Origin of the sequence: Enterobacter sp. K16B (assembly GCF_020216105.1) — a bacterium.
GTDB lineage: Bacteria > Pseudomonadota > Gammaproteobacteria > Enterobacterales > Enterobacteriaceae > Enterobacter > Enterobacter sichuanensis.
On sequence record NZ_JAIWJZ010000242.1, the window covers coordinates 1 to 362 of the forward strand.

Below are 362 nucleotides of genomic sequence, written 5' to 3' on the forward strand. Positions count from 1 at the left end.
GTGTTTTGACCCCGCAATAAAAAAAACACGCCAGGGCGTGGTTTTTTTCATTCAAGACGACTCAGACGTTGAACAGGAAGTTCATCACGTCGCCATCTTTAACGATGTAATCTTTATCGACGGGACATCTTTACCGGCAATGCCCAACGCCCGTCGCCGCGCCGCTGGTCCCGCCGCTGGGATTACGACTACCGTAATAACCTGGTGCGGGAAGTACGGAACGGTAACCCGTTTAACTGGTACCGCTGGCAGTACGACAGAGCCGGGCGCCTGCTCGTTAAGTACGGCATGCTGCCCGGTCAAGAGCAGTGGCGCTGGGATGCGGCTGGTAACCCGTTAGAGGGCGCTGGAGAGAAGATTGC

General features: G+C 55.8%; 1 pseudogene. It reads left to right on the forward strand.

The features are described 5' to 3' along the window. Window positions 1–111 precede the first annotated feature (111 nt). Window positions 112–362, forward strand: a pseudogene (locus tag LDK53_RS22940) (RHS repeat protein); the annotation flags it as partial.